10 protein-coding genes and 3 tRNA genes are annotated in these 17,080 nt (G+C 66.1%); 5 read left to right on the top strand and 8 right to left on the bottom strand.

Annotated elements, in window-relative coordinates:
• The first annotated feature begins 344 nt into the window (after positions 1-344).
• The gene (locus IPM49_03635) at positions 345-4,595 is read left to right on the top strand and encodes a gliding motility-associated C-terminal domain-containing protein (protein MBK9273614.1); all 4,251 of its coding nucleotides are present in this window, start codon (positions 345-347) and stop codon (positions 4,593-4,595) included.
• 9 nt (positions 4,596-4,604) lie between these two features.
• Here the strand turns inward: IPM49_03635 and IPM49_03630 are convergent, their stop codons facing one another.
• The 3 genes from IPM49_03630 to IPM49_03620 all read right to left on the bottom strand — a co-directional run bounded on the left by IPM49_03630 (position 4,605) and on the right by IPM49_03620 (position 7,137).
• Positions 4,605-5,051 carry a hypothetical protein gene (locus tag IPM49_03630; GenBank protein MBK9273613.1) on the bottom strand — a complete coding sequence of 149 codons (447 nt, stop codon included), beginning with the start codon at positions 5,049-5,051 and terminating at the stop codon, positions 4,605-4,607.
• Between the two features lie 42 nt (positions 5,052-5,093).
• Complete coding sequence (locus IPM49_03625) at positions 5,094-5,855, bottom strand: C40 family peptidase (GenBank protein ID MBK9273612.1); 762 nt, start codon at positions 5,853-5,855, stop codon at positions 5,094-5,096.
• A gap of 103 nt (positions 5,856-5,958) precedes the next feature.
• On the bottom strand, positions 5,959-7,137 hold the full coding sequence (locus tag IPM49_03620) for an acetyl-CoA C-acyltransferase (protein MBK9273611.1): 1,179 nt from the start codon (positions 7,135-7,137) through the stop codon (positions 5,959-5,961).
• A 108-nt stretch (positions 7,138-7,245) separates the two neighbouring features.
• On the opposite strand from IPM49_03620, the gene IPM49_03615 reads away from it, so the two are divergent.
• From IPM49_03615 to IPM49_03600, 4 genes are all read left to right on the top strand, one after another.
• Positions 7,246-7,338 (top strand) — tRNA-Ser (locus IPM49_03615).
• A 511-nt stretch (positions 7,339-7,849) separates the two neighbouring features.
• Positions 7,850-7,924 (top strand) — tRNA-Pro (locus IPM49_03610).
• Positions 7,925-8,178: 254 nt separating this feature from the next.
• A tRNA-Arg gene (locus IPM49_03605) sits at positions 8,179-8,252 on the top strand.
• 221 nt (positions 8,253-8,473) lie between these two features.
• Positions 8,474-11,662, top strand: a complete 3,189-nt coding sequence (locus tag IPM49_03600) for a right-handed parallel beta-helix repeat-containing protein (GenBank protein ID MBK9273610.1) — start codon at positions 8,474-8,476, stop codon at positions 11,660-11,662.
• Positions 11,663-11,669: 7 nt separating this feature from the next.
• Here the strand turns inward: IPM49_03600 and IPM49_03595 are convergent, their stop codons facing one another.
• The 5 genes from IPM49_03595 to IPM49_03575 are packed head-to-tail and all read right to left on the bottom strand — an operon-like array spanning position 11,670 to position 17,038.
• Positions 11,670-12,425, bottom strand: coding sequence for a tetratricopeptide repeat protein (locus IPM49_03595; protein MBK9273609.1), 756 nt, complete (start codon positions 12,423-12,425; stop codon positions 11,670-11,672).
• Positions 12,426-12,427: 2 nt separating this feature from the next.
• Positions 12,428-14,164, bottom strand: a complete 1,737-nt coding sequence (locus IPM49_03590) for a protein BatD (protein MBK9273608.1) — start codon at positions 14,162-14,164, stop codon at positions 12,428-12,430.
• Positions 14,164-14,907, bottom strand: a complete 744-nt coding sequence (locus IPM49_03585; protein ID MBK9273607.1) for a tetratricopeptide repeat protein — start codon at positions 14,905-14,907, stop codon at positions 14,164-14,166. The genes IPM49_03590 and IPM49_03585 overlap by 1 nt, the downstream gene beginning before the upstream one ends.
• Positions 14,904-16,040 (bottom strand): VWA domain-containing protein, encoded by a 1,137-nt coding sequence (locus IPM49_03580; protein MBK9273606.1) that lies wholly within the window; start codon positions 16,038-16,040, stop codon positions 14,904-14,906. The genes IPM49_03585 and IPM49_03580 overlap by 4 nt, the downstream gene beginning before the upstream one ends.
• Positions 16,037-17,038 carry a VWA domain-containing protein gene (locus tag IPM49_03575; protein MBK9273605.1) on the bottom strand — a complete coding sequence of 334 codons (1,002 nt, stop codon included), beginning with the start codon at positions 17,036-17,038 and terminating at the stop codon, positions 16,037-16,039. Before IPM49_03575 ends, IPM49_03580 begins: the two co-directional genes overlap by 4 nt.
• Positions 17,039-17,080 lie beyond the last annotated feature (42 nt).

Below are 17,080 nucleotides of genomic sequence, written 5' to 3'. Positions count from 1 at the left end.
GCGGATGCGGTTGCCGAAAGGCCATCTCAACATGTGTTCGGAGGCGAGCCCGCATTATTTCTCGAACAGGGGTCGGCGCTTGAACCGAGCGTGGTCAGGCGCTCTGTAAGCCCTCCTGCAACGAAGCATCGGCTTGAAGGACCCCTGCGAAGCACGCCGTCGCCGAAGCGAAGGCGCAAGTGCCCTGAATGATGTTCTCAGAGGGCCGCTGACCGGACGGTTCTTTTTCAACCATAGGCAGCGTCTCGGTGAGCCCGGATATCTTTGGGTATATCCCCACGGTCATGACCGGACCATGCGTGCGAGGCTGGCTTATCGTGATGTTCTCCGCATCGTCCGTCACGATGTTCGCCCAGCCTCACTGGGCATGGAGCTTAGGGGGAACGGGGAACGACCATGTGGCGGATATCCTGAGCGATGCAACAGGTGATCTATACATCACGGGAGAGTTCAGCGGGTCCATCGTGTTCGATGGCCAGGGCTTCACGGCGGTCGGAGGCACGGACCTTTTCGTCGCAAAGCTCGACCCCAACGGCGGGCTGCTGTGGTGGAGGCAAGGCGGCGGCCCGGGCATCGACCGCGGCGTGAAGCTAGCGCTCAGCGGGGCGGGTGAACTTGCCGTGGTGGGAGAGTTCATGGGGCAGGCTGATGTGCTGGGCTCCCCTCTGCAGAGCGCGGGAGGAACGCCGGACATGTTCATCGCTGAGCTCGATGGTTCCAGCGGCACGACGAACTGGGTCCGGCATGGCGGCGGTCCGGATGGAGCTGACCGGCCCTACGCCGTGGGCTATGCGCCCACAGGGCAGGTCACCCTCGCCGGGGAGTTCAAGGGCACGGCCACGTGGGACGGGGTTTCCCTGGTCAGCACCTTGGAGCCTCTGTCCACGGTGCACAGCATGGACATCGTAGTGGCGTCCTATTCAGGACAGGGGAGCCTGCTCTGGCTCCAACAAGGTGCCGCCGAGTTCACGGACCGCGCCATCGACCTGGCCACGGATGCCGCAGGCGCCATTTACATCTGCGGACAGTTCAGCGACACCATCGCTTTCGACCAGGTGCATGACAACGCCATGTACAATGCGTCCTTCCTGCTGAAGCTTGATCCCGCCGGCAACGAGATGTGGTTCCGGCGTTTCGGTGGCGCGGTGTACAACCATGTGCGCGACATGCAGATGGCCGGCGATGGCCATCTGTTGATCACCGGTGACCTGCGAGGCACGATGATCTTCCTGGACAGCGTGCCCGACATGGTGGCGTCCTTGACGGACCACGCGTTCTACCTGCTTGAGGTGGATACCTCGGGCCACTATGTGCGTCATGCGCGCAGCGGTTCCGATGAGCTCATCAGCGCACGCAGTGTGGTGGAACGCAACGATACCATCGTGGTGCTTGGGCAGTTCTCCTGCAGTTGGAGCGAAAAAGCGGCCGTTCACGGTGCGGGCCGTTTCCTCGCGGTTGGTGATGAGGACCTGTTCGTCGAACGGTTCACGTTGGACAGCCTCGCCCCGATCGATGCGCAGCAGTTCGGCGGTCCTCAGGAGAAACTGGCCGGGCAGGTGACCCTGCAGCCCGATGGTGCGCTCGTGTTCAGTGGTTCGTTCGAGCGCGGGCTGGTGTTCCCGGCGGACCAATCGCCTTTTCCGACCACACCGCCGCCGTTCGGCCAGTACCTCCAAGTAGGAGGCAACTTCATCCAATCCTGCCAGGACAGTCTGATGGCGAGCTACACCGGTGTCGTGTCGCTCGGTCTCAAGGATGGGTTCATCGCCAAGGGTTTCGTCGAAGGGCGATCACCGTATGACCCTTGGCTGAGGGAGGACACGGTGTGCGCCTTCCCTGTGTTGGAGGCCTGCATGTGGTCTGACTATGCGTGCGCCGATTCGATCCGAGCCTGCGGAACGGCCTACTTGATGCCGAAGCTTCCGGTGCGCCCCAATTATTGGCCGAACGCGCTGACCTTGGGCCCCGAGATCGAGGTGTTATGGCCCGATGGTGGCACCGACCTGGACACCATGGTCACCAACAGCGGATGGTACGTTGTCCAGGTCAGTTGGCGCAATGGTTGCATCGTGTGGACGGACAGCATCCATGTGACCGTCGATCCTGTTCCGCCGGTTCCGCTCATTTCGGACGATGTGGTGGTGAACACGGCGGCCGAATACCCGCAGATGATCGTGATCTGCGAGCCAGATACGGCCTTGTTGTGGGTGGCGAACCCGGTCACCTGGGCGGACTACCACTGGCTGTACGTCCCGGATTCAAGCGTCACACCCGGCACATCCGTGGTGGCCGACACATCAGGTTGGTATCGGGTCACGGCCACCACGTTGGAGGGCTGCACCAATGTGAACCAGGTGTTCGTACGGATCTGGCCGAACGACAGTCTGCCCCAGATCGATGCCACGATCACGACGAGCTACGGGGCGGACACCTTGTGGATCTGTCCGGAGCAGAGCGGGAGCCTGGGATGGTCCATCGCATGGTCGGTGAACGGCGTTCCCTACACCCCGGAGGACTGGATGGATCTTCATGTGCGGCTGAACGGAGGTCCCTGGAGCACGTCCTATTCATTCTGGACCGACACACGGACGTTCGCGGTCGACTCAAGCGGCACTTATGTCCACGTCCTGGAATGGCGGCTCACCAACGGGACCTGTGCGCCGGATACGTTGTACTGGACGGCGATCGACTCGGTGGTCGTTATCGTACACCCTGCGGTACCGCTGAGCTTTACGGTATCGGGCCCGGGGATCGCTTGCGAGGGCGATACCGCGTTGTGGACATTGCAATGCGTGGGATGCACATCCGTCACCGCCTCATGGGCGGTGATCCTGCACGGGGATTCGGCCTGGGTGCCGATGGCAGGCTACCACAGCTTCCAAGCCACCGCCGTGGACACGACCACCGGATGCACGGAGAACATCACCATCAACAAGGTGCTCATCAATCCCGGTGTTCCGGAGCTTCAGGTGTTCCCGCCCGATGGGGTGATCTGCCCTGGCGATTCCGCGCTCATCAGCACACCGGTGCCCGGTACGGATCACATCTGGTACGGACCGATGGGCCCACAGCCCAACGGTCTGCCCTTCGTGTACACGAGCGTGCCTGGCGAGTACTACATGACCATGATCGATACACTGGGCTGCTTTCTGGCATCCGACCCCATCCTGATCACAGGCTATGCCACACCCTTCCTCAACGTCACCCCTGACGGTGTGCTCTGCGCGAGCGATCCGAACGATGAGGTCACCTTGCAGGTCGTGACCACCGGCTACAACTCGCTGGTCTGGGACGCACCGCTCTCCGGGAACAACCTGGTGCAGGTGGTCGATCAGCCTGGCACCTATTCGTGCTCGGTGTCCGCCTGTGGCATCACCACCGTGCTGAGCGTGGACGTCATCGCCGGGGTTCCGGAGGCCATTGTGCTCGGACCGGACACGGTGCCGCTTTGTCCGGGCGCAACGGTGGTCCTGGAGGCTGCCCCGGGTCAGGCCATCTACATCTGGGAGCCCGGTACGGTGTACGGCTCCCAACTGACGGTCACAGCGGCGGGCGGATATGTTCTGACCGTGATCGATGCGAGCGGATGCACGGCGACGTCGGACACCGTGTGGGTGGTCGAACATCTGACCATTCCGCCGACCGCGATGGGCGATACGGTCTGTGCGGGTGCCGATGCCACGCTTACCGTGAGCGGCTCCGGTGCCTTCTTATGGTACGCCGACCCGGGGCTCGATTCGTTGCTGGGTACCGGTCCGCAGCTGGTGTTGCCGGCCCTGACCACGACCACGACCGTTCTCGTTCAACCACAGGACACCGTGTGCGGGGGCGTGGCCCCGATCCCGGTGACGGCTGTCGTACTACCCGTGCCGCGAGGCCCCATCGATGCACCCGTTGCGGTCTGCCTGGGCGAACCGTTCACCCTCGAACTGGTCGGTGATCCGGGTATCACAGGTACTTGGACCGGCCCGCAAGGGAACAGCTGGGTCGGGCCGACCTGGTCCGATCCGACCGCGTCACCGACGGACAGCGGCGTGTACGCCGTGGTACCGGCCATCGGCTCCTGCATCGGCGATACGCTGGAGTGGACGCTGGTTCTGGTTCAGGCCCAACCGATGGACCTAGGACCGGACACGACGATCTGCCTGGGGTTGTTCGTGGAGCTCACGGTGCCCCCCTGGGCCGGTTCACCGCTGTGGAACACGGGCATCTCCAGCTCATCCATCATTGTCGGTACTTCGGGGGTATATAGCGTGGAGGCGGTGGATGCCAATGGCTGCACGGTATTCGATGCCGTCGAGGTCTTCACGATCGAGTGCGAAGGGGAGCCCCCCTCCGTGTTCAGCCCCAATGGTGATGGCGTCAACGACCTCTGGCACTTGATCGGGGTCGGTGGGCAGCCTGTGGAGGCCCGCATCCTGGATCGCTTTGGAGCGCTGGTGCATGACGGTGCCCTGGACCGCCTGGGTTGGGACGGTACCCACTTCCGCACAGGAGTGCCCGTACCGGATGGCACTTACTACTTCATCGTGGAACAGCGCAGGAGCGACGGGGAGCCGGTGGTCAGGACCGGGTACATCACGCTGCTGCGGTAAGGCCCGCGATCAGCCCTTCCGGAAGAACAGCCGGGTGATGAAGATGCCCTGGCCGTCCTTGTCACCGGCATCGCTCTCCACGCCGCTGGCCACGTGCATCAGCACCCAGCCTTCCGCGGCGAGCTTGTTGATGCGGTCGGTGATCAGCGCATCGTTGCTGGCGATGTTCTGGAAGTTGATGCCCCCGGCGCTGAAGAAGTTCAGGAGCTTGGTCTCCTTGAAGCGGTCGATCTTCAGGTCGCCGCGGTCGATGTCGCCCTGGTCGCTCTTCTTGCCGTCCGTGCGCTCGGTGGTGGCGGCGTCGGCGTCCATGTCCGTGGTGCTTTCGATCATGCGCGACCGGCCGATGCCCATCGGAATGATGCTTTCCACGATGGTGATGACCTTGAACTGTTGTGCGGAAAGGTCGAGCGTGGTGGTGAGGACAAGGAGGAGGGGGAGGAGGATGCGGTTCATGGGAACAGGGTTCTGAGGTGGGGTGTTTGGTGGTCGGTCTGCTCACGCCACACGCTTCACCAGCCGCAGCTTGTGGGTGTAGCGCTTCTCTTCCGCGTTGAAGATGCCTTCCTGGTCGAGGGTATCGATGCGCACGCGGCCGCTGGCGTGCACGATGCGGCGGTCGCTGAGCACGATGCCGACGTGGATGATGCGGCCCTCCTCGTTGTCGAAGAACGCGAGGTCGCCGGGCTCGGCCAGTGCCACGAACTCCACGGGATCGCCTTCCTCGGCCTGTTGATGGGCATCGCGCTGGAGGTAGATGCCCATGAACATGAAGATGGCCTGCGTGAAGCCGCTGCAATCCACGCCCCAGGGCGTGCGGCCGCCCCAGAGGTAGGGCGCGCCCAGGAAGGGGTGCATGTAGGTCTCCACCAGCTCGCCACGGTCGCCGCTGCCATCGAGGCTGTTGGTCACCGCGTTCACCGGCACGCGTCGGTCCTGGAAGAGGATGCTGCCGTTCTGGTAGAAGGGGAGCACAGCACCGTAAGGCAGCATCACCTGCCGCTCACCGAGGTCCACGATGGAGGTGTTGTCCAGCACGCGGAGATCGGGCTCGGTGTTGGGCGTGTCGCAGGGGAGCAGCTGCTTGTTGTCCACCCAGCCTTCGTACCCATCGTGGTCGAAGCAGAGGCGGCTCCACTTCTCCGTGCGCTCCAGCACCTCGGCCGTTTCACCGAAGAGCCACTGGGTCACCATCTCGGCGCGGTCGCTGGGGTCCTTGCGCACCGGGACGATGGAGAGGGGGCAGATGACGGAGGGCATGGGCTGTTGCGCGTTGAGGGATTGACGCGTTACGTGTTGCGTTCTCCGGAACTCGCAACACGTAACGCGCTGAACACGCAACGCGGGCGAGCCGGCGGGCGGGTCAGAGGGCTTCGATCACCAGCGCGCTCGCGCCGCCGCCGCCGTTGCAGATGCCGGCACCGCCGACCTTCGCACCGTTCTGCCGCAGCACGTTCACGAGCGTCACGATGATGCGGGCACCGCTGCAGCCCAGGGGGTGACCCAGGCTCACCGCGCCGCCGTTCACGTTCACCGTGGCGGGGTCGAGGCCCATGAGCCTGGTGTTCGCGATGCCCACCACGCTGAAGGCTTCGTTGAGCTCCACGAACTGCAGGTCGCTCAACTTCAGGCCGGCCTTCTCCACCGCGCGGGGCAGGGCCTTGGCGGGGGTGGTGGTGAACCACTCGGGGGCCTGCTCGGCGTCGGCGTAGCTGAGGATCCGGGCCAGGGGCTTCAGACCGAGGGCCTTGGCCTTGTCCGCGCTCATGAGCACCAGGGCGGCCGCACCGTCGTTGATGGTGCTGGCGTTGGCCGCGGTCACCGTACCGTCCTTCTGGAACACGGGCTTCAGCGCGGGGATCTTGTCGAAGCTCACGTTCTTGTACTCCTCGTCCTCGCTCACCACCACATCGCCTTTGCGGGTCTTCACGGTCACCGGCACCACTTCGTCCTTGAACTTGCCCGCGGCCCAGGCGGCGGCGCTGCGCTTGTAGCTCTCGATGGCGAAGGCGTCCTGCTCCTCGCGGCTGATGTTGTGCTCCTTGGCGCAGAGCTCGGCGCTCACGCCCATGGCGGTCTGGTGGTACACGTCCGTGAGGCCGTCCTTCACGATGCCATCGATCAGCTGGCCGTGGCCATAGCGGTAGCCGTAGCGGGCCTTCTCCACATAGTAGGGGGTCTGGCTCATGCTCTCCATGCCGCCGGCCACCACGATATCGGCACCACCCAAGGCGATGTCCTGGGCGGCCATCATGATCGCCTTCATGCCGCTGGCGCACACCTTGTTCACGGTGGTGCAGGCCACCTCGTTGGGCAGACCGGCGAAACGGGCGGCCTGGCGGGCGGGGGCCTGGCCGAGGTTCGCCTGGAGCACGCTGCCCATGATCACCTCGTTCACGTCCTCGGGCTTGATCCCGGCCTTCTCCACCGCGGCCTTGACGGCGGTGGCGCCAAGCTGCGTGGCGGGTACCTCGGCCAGAGCGCCGCCGAAGCTGCCGATGGGGGTGCGTACTGCGGACACGATCACGACTTCACGGGCCATGGATGGGATGCGTTTGGGGCGGCAAAGGTAACCGGGGGCGTGGTGGATCGGGTCGGGCTTCTATCTTTGCCGCCCCGGTCCCGGCCGGTCGTTCGTTCCGGGCCACCTGGAGAGGTGGGTGAGTGGCTTAAACCAGCAGTTTGCTAAACTGCCGTACTGGGTTTACTGGTACCGGGGGTTCGAATCCCCCCCTCTCCGCCAAGCCGCCCCGCGAAAGCGGGGCGTTCTCGTTCCGGGCCGCGCGGTGAGCTCGCTCACCGGAGCGGCACGGATGAGCACCCACCTCGCCACTGGGCGGACAGGGAGGCCATCATCATGACGGCCCGATCAGCCGGTGGCGTGTGGCTTTTTCCGTGTTCCCCCGCTTGGGACGGCATGGGCGGCTACCTTTGGCGCCCTTCGGGGTGTAGCGCAGCCCGGTTAGCGCATCCCGCCTTTGAGCGGGAGGGTCGTGTGCTCGGGCTGCGTACAGTGGAGCAGTAGGTTTGCATGGATGATATTGTTCGGGGTGTAGCGCAGCCCGGTTAGCGCATCCCGCCTTGGGGCGGGAGGGTCGTGTGTTCGGGCTGCGTACCGTGGAGCAGTAGGTTTGCATGAAAGAAATCGTTCGGGGTGTAGCGCAGCCCGGTTAGCGCATCCCGCCTTGGGGCGGGAGGGTCGTGTGTTCGGGCTGCGTACCGTGGAGCAGTAGGTTTGCATGAAAGAAATCGTTCGGGGTGTAGCGCAGCCCGGTTAGCGCACCTGGTTTGGGACCAGGGGGTCGTGTGTTCGAATCACACCACCCCGACAAGGGACGATCCCGCCGTGAGGCGGGATCTTTCGTTGGTGCCGGGACGCGAGCTCGCTCGCAGGACCGGGACCAACGAAAGGTCCGCGGCGCGCAGCGCCGCCGGGATCTCCCTTGGATCACCCCCTCCTGTGAAAGCCGCCGCAGGCGGCAATCCACCACCCCGACAAGGGACGATCCCGCCGTGAGGCGGGATCGTTCGTTGGTACGCCCTGCTGACCGACCTCAGGAGGAATGCGACCTTTGCAGCCTCCGGTCCCGTAGCTCAGTTGGATAGAGCACCTGCCTTCTAAGCTGGTGGTCGTTGGTTCGAATCCAACCGGGATCGCAGCAACCCAAGCCGGCATGCCCGGTGGATCGATCCGGACGTCCCTCTCACCGGTCGGGCGCTTCACCTGCGCTTAACACAGGTCCGCTCAACAGGGCCCACCCCGGGTCGGTCGGGTGCCAGGGGTGACTGGTCGAATTGTTAGATCCTGAGGGACTTTCAGGGGCGTAGGCAAGCCTGGTGGTGGGCAATTTCGCGCCACCAAAACCCAGCCGGGATCCATGCGCAGCACCCTGACCTCCATCGCCATGGCGATCGCCATCGCCTTCTCCGCGGACGCCCTGGCCGTCACCTACTACGTGTCGCCGACCGGCAACGACGCCAGCGCGGGAACGTCCACTACCACCGCGTGGCGCACGATCGACCGGGTGAACCAGCTCGGCACCGGCCTGAACCCGGGTGATCAGGTCCTCTTCCAGCGCGGCGGGGTGTACCGCGGCAAGCTCACCATCTCCGACAGCGGGATGTCCGGCAACCCGATGGTGGTGGGCGCCTACGGGACCGGGGCCGATCCGGTGATCACCGGCAGCGTGGCGGTCACCGGGTGGACGGTGCACAGCGGCAACATCTGGCAGGCCACGGTGGGCCAGGATGTGAAGTACGTCTACTTCAACGGCACCCTTCAGACCCTGGCGCGCTACCCGAACACGGGCTGGCTGCGCACGGATAACGCGGCCAGCACAAGCACGGTGGATGCCGCCCTCACGCAGGGGAGCGGCTACTTCACCGGTGCCACCATGGTGCTGCGCACCACGAACTGGAGCTACGACACCGCACGGGTGACCGCGCACACGGGCACCACGCTCACGCACACGAGCACGGGCAACACCATGGGCGCCCAGCAGTGGGGCTACTTCCTCCGGAACAAACTGAGCCTGCTGGACGCGGCCGGGGAGTGGTTCTACGATCAGGCCACCAACAAACTGTACCTGTGGTGCCCCTCCAACGCCAACCCGAACAGCAACCTGGTGGAGGCCGCCGTGCTGGACAACGGCATCTACATGGGTTGGCAGCGCAACAACTGGCGGATCCAGAACATCCAGTTCCGGCACCACACGGATGCCTCCCTGCGGATGAGCGGCACCTACAACGTGGAGGTGGCCAACTGCGCGTTCAGCGACACCTACCAGACCATCCGCAGCACAGGTTCGCAGCAGAACTTCCATCACCTCACCATCACGCGCACCTATGGTACCGCCGTGATGCTCCTGGACAACAACAGCACCTTCTCCAACAGCACCATCACCGATGTGGCCCTTCAACCCGGATTGGGCGAAAGCAACTGGGGCTACTTCGGCATCCGCTCCACGGGCAGCGGCATGGTGTTCTCGGACAACGTCGTCTCCAACGTCGGATACATCGGCATGGTGATCGAGCAGAACGCCCTGATCGAACGCAATGTGGTGACCCAGCCGCTGGCGATCCTGAACGACGGCGGCGGCATCGCGATCGACAACGCCGACGGGCTCATCATGCGCAACAACCTCGTGATGAACATGGTGGGCAACACCGAGAGCGTCGCTCCGGAGCACACCAGCTTCTTCCCCATCTGCCACGGCATCTACTTCGGCAACATCAGCATCAAGAACACCCTGATCGAAAAGAACACCGTGGCCAATTGCGCCAGCAGCGGCATCCATGTGGACCACACCATGGTGAGCACCGGCAACCAGATCAAGGACAATGTGCTGTACAATAACGGGGTGCAACTGTCCATCTCGGACTACAGCAACTACAACGGCCCCGGAGCCACCGCACCCTACCACGTCCCTGCCTTCAATACGGTCTATTCGGGCAACACGCTGTACTGCCTCACCAAGGACCAGCTGTGCATGAGCCAGCTGCATGTGTACAACGCGAACAGCTGGGTGGACTACGGGGCGTTCAGCAACAACTACTACTACAACCCCTTCAATGAGCTGAGCATCGAACAGTTCAACACCCAGGGCGGCGTCCGCAAGTTCTACACGCTGGAACGGTGGCAGACGGAACGTGCGGAGGACGCAGCCTCGCTGCGCAGTCCGCTCCGCCAGAACGCGTGGAGCACCACGGCCGAGCTGTCGGGCAACCTGGTGGTGAACGGCACCTTCACGAACAACGTGACGGGCTGGGGCGGCTGGCCCACCAACGCCACGGCCACCCACGACCTCACCCGTCTGGACAATGGCTGCCTGAAGGCCTACATCCCGAACAACAGCGTCTATTGGGAATACAGCATCCAGAACCCGGACCAGTTCGCCGTGACGAACGGCCAGTGGTACCGCATGCGCTTCAGCCTGCAGAGCACCGCCCATGGCGAGGTGTTCGCCGGTGTGAAGGGCATGTCGCAGATGACGAGCGCCAACCAGATCTACGGGCGCGACTTCCCCTTCAGCCCCGAGCGGCGCGAGGTGGAGTTCTACTTCCAGAGCAACCTGACCGACCAGGCGCTGGTGCGCTTCGTGAACCACTACACCGAGCCGCTCTACTACATGGACAACGTGCAACTGCACCGGGTGAGCGTGGCGGCCGTCGACCCGACGATCGAGCACAAGCTGCTGGTGAACGACCAGGCCACGGCACAGGCCTTCCCCCTCAGCGGCACCTGGAAGGACGTCACCGGCACGGTGCAAGCCTCCACGGTGACCCTTCAGCCGTACACCTCCAAGGTGGTGTACCGCACCAGCACCACGGGCGGTACCGCCGGCACTGTGGGCGCAAAGGTCTTCCTGGACGGGCCGATGAACTACACCGCCGGCACCATGGCCACGACGCTGCGCACCCAGGGCGCGTTGCCGCAGACCGAGCCCTACACGGCGCTCGGCCTTTCCGTGGCCAATGCCGGTGCGAGCGCCAGCGCGGCCGTGTGGAACGCCACGGGCGGCAGTGCCGTGGTGGACTGGGTGGTGCTCGAACTGCGCAACGCCGACGCCTCCTACTCGGTGGCCGAGCGGCGGGCGGCCCTGCTGCGGGCCGACGGGAATGTGGTGGACGTGAACGGGGGAACGCAGGTGACCTTCGGCACCACCACGGTGGGCAAGCGGCTGGTCATCCGCCACCGGAACCATCTGTCGGCGATGATCAACAGCACGATCGCCTCGAACGGCCAGGTGATGGACTTCACGCTGACCAGCGTGGGGCTGTACGGCACCAATGGCATGCGGGTGAACGGCAACGTGCGGGCCTTGTGGGCCGGCGACATTTCGCGCAATGGCACGGTGAGCTACACGGGCTCCGGCAATGACCGCGACCCGGTGCTGGTGGCCGTGGGCAGCACGGTCCCGACGGCCACGGTGAGCGGCTACCGGCTCGAGGACGTCAACCTGGACGGCATCGTGAAGTACGTGGGCAGCAGCAACGACCGTGACCTGATCCTCACCACCGTGGGCGGCACGGTGCCCACGGCCGTGCGCGTGGCGCAGGTGCCTTGAGAAGGGGTCAGATGGCCTGAAGGGCGGCGGCCGGCATCCAGCCGACGTTGCCGTTGGCCAGGGTCACCTCCACCCAGCCGGAGCGTTCCGCGCCCAGGCCCACCTTGGTGCCCGAGTGGAGCATGAACAGGGTGGTGGCTCCGTCGCGCGGTTCGCTGCGCACATCCACCCGCGGCTGCATCACGATGGCGGCCGCAGGATGCTCCACGGCGCGAAGCCTGCGCGCGGCAAGCCCCACGGACAGCAGGGCGAACACGGCGCAAGCGCCGGCGAGCGAGAGCCCCGCTGCACGCAGCGAGCCGTGCAGCAACAGGGCGAGGGCGGCGATCACGAAGGCCAGGCTCCAGCCCCAAAGCGCGCGCCGGGACCACTGGTCCACATCCCGACCACCAAGCCAGCGGTCCCAGGAGCCGCCGAGCCGGAAGGTCGGCAGCTCGTTCACCCGGTCCATCGTCCGTTGCCGCGCCAGCTCGAGGTTCGCCTTCACATCCTCGGCACCGGGTTCCAGCAGGAGCGCACGCTCGTAGTGCACGATGGCCTCCGGCACATGGTCCAGCTTGAAGTGGCAGTTGCCGATCGCATAGGCGAGGCCGGCGCTCCGCCAGTGGTGATACACCGAGTCGAACAGCACGAGCGCGCCGGCATGGTCGCCCTGCGTGTAGGCCGAAGTGGCACGCGCCACGAGCGTATCCGCCGTGGTGCGGTCCATCGCGGACAGGGCCGTTCCCGCGATCAGGCAGAGGGAGAGGGCGGTGGTGCGCATGGTCAGGGGCGTTCGAGACGTTGCACCAGGGTGAGGGCCTCCTCGTACATGGCCCGGCGGGGCTTCACCTCGAGCGGGGCGTAGCGGGCCATGTCGCAGGCGGCGATGAGGTCGGTGACCTGTTGGGCGAGCGCGGCGGCCTCGGGGCGTTCACCGAGCGCGCGCGTGAGCGCGGCCGCGTTGACCTCGGCGGCGCCCAGGCCGAAGCGGTCCGCCAGGTAGCCGTGCAGCGCCTTGTTCATCGCCGTGTAGAACGGTTCGCGGGCGTTCCGTTGCAATGCATCATGCGCCTCCTTGAAGTGCCGCCGGGCCACCTTGTCGGCCTCGCGACGGCGTCGGCCTGCGGGGTCGGCCGCCAGGCGCTCCTCGCGCCGTCGCCAGGCCACGAACAGACCGAAGGCCACCACGGGCGCCGCCATGCCCGACCACCAGGCCCAGGAGCCCAGCAGGTGATGGCCGGCGCGGCGCAGGTGCAGGTCGCCGGTGCGCAGGAAGCGGATGTCCGTGTCCAGCACCTCCACGTCGGCCTTGCTGGGGCGCGAGAGCTGCGCCTGTCCGCCACCGCTGCCCGGGGCCACCTGCACGGTGAAGGGACCGGCCTGAAGGGTGCGGTATTCGCCGGCCTCCACATCGAAGTACGGCAGGGTGAAGGGGCCTAGCACCAGGTCGCCGGCATGCCGGGGGATCAGCAGGTAGGTGAAGCTGCGGCTGCCGCTCATGCCGCTGCCGGTGATGCTGATGCGGTCGTTGATCTTCGGGTCGTACCGCTCCACGTCAGGTGGCAGGTCCAGCGCGGGCGCCTCGATGAGCTTCAGGTTGCCGCTGCCGTTCACCGTCAGCGTGAGCTCCATCGCTTCATCGGCGCGCAGCTGGTCCCGGTCCAGGGTGCCGGTGAGGGTGAAGGACCCCACGGCGCCCCGCAGGCCCGGCGGCGCGTTGGGCGGAAGGGGCAGCACCTGCAGCTCGGTGGCGTTGCTCATGGCCTCCACCTGGCTACCCCGGTTGAAGAAGGAGCGGTTCACGACGCAGGTGATGCGCAGCGGCTCGATCCTGAGGGTGCCGGCGCGTTGCGGGAACAGGATCTGCTTCTTGAGCACGGCCACGCGGTACTGCAGGCCGTTCACCGTGCGCAGCTGGTCCTGCCAGGTGGTCTCGCCCTGGTCGATCTCCTCGGCCCAGAAGCCGTTCAGGGCGGGCAGGTCATACTTGCTCAGCTCCAGGTTGGGGTAGCGCGAAAAGAGGGTGTAGGTGGCCACCACCTGCTCGCCCACATGCACCTTGCTCTTGTTGAGGCTGATGGTGACGAAGAGGTCGCGGTCGCGCTGCTGGCCTTCGTTCAACAGGCGGTCGCTCGTGGCGCCCGAGCCCTTCTCCACCTTCACGGTGATGGGCTGGGTCTGCAGGGTTCCGCCGCCCACACGCGCCGCCGCCGGGCCGATGGTGTAGGTGCCCGGCTTCGTGGCGGTGATCACGTAGGTGCGGCTCACCGTGCTGCTCATCCGGCCGTTCACATAGTTGAAGCTGCTGCTCTCGAAAGGCCCCTGCACCACGGTGAGCCCGCCGAGGTCGGGGTTGGAGAAGCTGCCCTGCGCGTTGGCCAGCGTGATGGTGAGGCGGATCGATGCGCCCACCTCGAAGGTGCTTCGGTCCACGCGGGCTTCGAAGGTGATCTCCTGCGCGGCCGCGAGCAGCGGCCAGGCCAGGGCGGCGATGAGGAGGAGCAGGGTGCGTCGCATCATCACCAGTCCTTTTCGATCGGTACGCGCACGGGCACACGCAGCTTCTGCCGCACCTTGTCCTGCACATCGCGCTCCTGCCGGTCCAGCGCGTCCAGCAGGCGTTCGGCCTCCTCGCGGCTCATCCGTTGGGGCTGTTGGGCCTGTTGCTGCTGCTCCTGCCGCCCATCCTCCCCGGGCTTCTGCTGCTGCTGGTCCTGTTGCTGGTCCTGCTGCTGCTCCTGGTCTTTCTTGTCCTGCCCCTGTTGCTGCTCCTGGTCCTTGTTCTCCTGATCCTCCTGCTTCTGCTGGTCCTTGTTCTGCTGCTGTTGCTGCTGCTTCAGCATCCGTTGCGCATAGGCCAGGTTGTAGCGGGTGTCCTCGTCGCTGGGGTCGCGGCGCAGCGCCTGCCGGTAGGCCTCGATGGCCTGTTGCGGCCGCTGCTGCGCCAGGTGGCTGTTGCCCAGGTTGTGGTAGGCGCGCGCCTGGTCGGCCGGGTCCCGGGACTCCTGTGCGCTGCGCTCGAACTGCTGCTGGGCGGCAGCGGGGTCGCCCTGGCGGTAGAGCGCATCGCCCAGGTTGAAGGTGGGGCGCAGGTCGGCGGGTGCCAGTGTACCGGCGCGCTGGTAGGCGGCGGCAGCTCCGGCATGGTCGCCCTGGCGGTACAACGCATTGCCTTCGCTCAGGGCGGCATCGGCCTTGCGGTCCTGGGCCTGGGCACCAGCGACCGACATGGCCAGCAGGAGGATGTGGGTGCGCGGGTTCATGGGCGGGGCTCGATGAGGCTGTTGCGGACGCGGCGCCGTTCGGGCCACAGCATGCCGATGACCAGAAGCACGCATCCGGCCGCCAGCGGCAGCTGGAACCGGTCCTCGTGCCCGGCGAAGCGGTAGGTGCCGATGTCGCGCTGGTCCATGGTGCGAAGTTCGTCCACCAGCTCGGTGATGCCGGCCGAGGCGCTGGTGGCGCGCACGTAGGCGCCCTTGCCTTCGGCGGCGATGGCCTTGAGCATCGTCTCGTTCAAGCGGCTCACCACCGTGCTTCCGTCCTTGTCCTTGCGGAAGCCCACCAGCTGGCCGCGCCGCCTGATGGGCAGCGGGCCGCCCTGCGGAGTGCCCATGCCGATGGTGTGCACCGTGATGCCCGCCTCGGCCGCCGCACGTGCCGCTCCTTCCGCATCGTCCTCATGGTTCTCGCCATCGGTGATGACGATGATCGTGCGGCTGCCGCCCTCCTCTTCGCCGAAGCCTTTGCGGGCCAGTTCGATCGCCGCGCCGATGGCGGTGCCCTGCGTGGGGACGAGGTCGGGCCCAAGGCTCGCGAGGAAGAGCTTGGCGGCGCTCTTGTCCGAGGTGAGGGGCAGTTGCACGAAGGCCTCACCGGCGAAGACCACGATGCCCAGGCGGTCGCCGCGCAGGCGGTCCACCAGCTGGCTCAGCGCACGCCGCGCGGCCTCCATGCGGTCCGGGCGCAGGTCCTCGCACAGCATGCTGTTGCTCACGTCCAGGGCCACCATCACGTCCACGCCTTTCGCACGCACCTCTTCCAGCCGGGTGCCGAACTGGGGCGCGGCGAGGGCAAGTGCCACCAGGCCGAGGCCGTGGCGGAAGGCCAGGAAGCGCACCGTGGCGTGGCCGAAGCTCACGGCGGGCACCATGCGGTGCAGGGTGGGCCCTTGGGCGAAGCGCCGCAACGCGCGGCGGCGGCGCCAGAGGTCGAGGGCGAAGAGCAGGGCCAGCACCGGCCCCACGGCCAGTCCCCAGAGCATCTGTGGCCGCCCGAAGCGGAAGGCGGGCTCGCCGCGCAGCAGCGTGAACCACAGCACCGCCAGAAGACCGGCGAGCAGCAGCTCCAGCAGGAGCACCGTCAGCAGGGCGGGCCAGAGGCGCAGGCGGTTCATGGCGTGGTGCGCAGCAGGTGGCGGTCGGTGATGAAGGCGAAAAGCAGCAGGCAGGCACCGGCCAGCGCGTAGGGGAAGTACTCCTCGTTGCGGCGGTTGTGCTCGGTCACCTTGATGCGGGTCTTCTCCAGCGTGTCGATCTCGTTATAGATCTTGGCGAGCGACTTCTCGTCCGTGGCCCTGAAGTAGCGGCCTCCAGTGAGGGTGGCCACGCGCTCCAGCATCCGCTCGTCGATCTCCACGTCCACCAGGTCGTACTTGTACTGGCCGTTGGGGTAGATGGCCACCGGGCTCAGGGCCTTGCCGCGCGTGCCCACGCCGATGGTGTACACGCGCACGCCCAGTTCGGCGGCGATCTGCGCGGCATCCTCGGGTTGAACGGTGCCGGCGTTGTTCACCCCGTCGGTGAGCAGGATCACCACGCGGCTGCGGGCGTCGCTCTCGCGCAGGCGGTTCACGGCGGTGGCCAGCCCCATGCCTACGGCGGTGCCACCATCGATCAGGCCGGAGCGCGCCTGCTTGAAGAGGTCCTTCAGCACGTCGTGGTCGCTGGTGAGCGGGCACTGCGTGAAGGCCTCGCCCTCATACACCACCAGCCCGATGCGGTCGTTGGGCCGTGCGTCGATGAAGTCGGCGGCCACGCGTTTGGCGGCCTCCAGGCGGTCGGGCTTCAGATCGCGGGCCAGCATGCTCGCCGAGATGTCCACCGCCATCACGATGTCGATGCCTTCGGTCTCGACGTCCTGCCAGGCATCGCTGCTCTGCGGGCGGGTGAGGGCGGTGAGGAGCAGGCCCAGGCCGAGGAGCGAGGCGGCGAAGGGGAGGTGGCGCAGGGGAACGGTCCATCCGGTGGGCAGCGCGCGGAAGGCATGCGCGGTGCTGAGGGTGAGGCTGGCGCGTTGGGCGTTGCGCCGCCACAGGTGCACGGCGGCGATCACGGGCAGCAGCAGCAGCAGCCAGCGCAGCTCGGGCCGGGCGGGCTCGAAGCGCTGGAGCATGGTGTACACGGCCACCGCCGTGCCGCCCATCGCGAGCAGGCT

This window comes from Flavobacteriales bacterium, assembly GCA_016715895.1.
Taxonomy (GTDB): domain Bacteria; phylum Bacteroidota; class Bacteroidia; order Flavobacteriales_F; family PHOS-HE28; genus PHOS-HE28.
Note: the sequence above shows the minus strand (reverse complement) of the source record. Positions and strands in the feature narration are given on the sequence as shown.